Consider the following 236-nt stretch of genomic DNA (forward strand, 5'->3'; position numbering starts at 1 on the left):
TTGCGGTACGGGTTGTCCTGTTCCGGCGGCGGCAGCGGCGGCAGCATTTCAATGGGCTGCGCATAGGCCGCCGGGGCCTGCGGCAGCACCGGCTGCGCCGTCGGCAGGTCAGGCGTGGACACGCGGGCCTGTTCGTTGACCTTGGCCGGACCGTCCTGATCGTCGCTGCTCTTGCGCAGGAGCTGGAAGCCCATGGCGATGATCAGCACCAGGATGCCGCCCAGGAACGCCAGCGC

The 236-nt window shown here is 69.5% G+C and carries 1 pseudogene; it reads right to left on the minus strand.

Going from position 1 to position 236, the window contains the following annotated elements:
• Window positions 1-236: pseudogene (locus tag ACQG3P_RS23620) on the minus strand (TrbI/VirB10 family protein); the annotation flags it as partial.

Source organism: Stenotrophomonas sp. SrG (assembly GCF_050031795.1).
Taxonomy (GTDB): Bacteria; Pseudomonadota; Gammaproteobacteria; order Xanthomonadales; family Xanthomonadaceae; genus Stenotrophomonas; species Stenotrophomonas rhizophila_A.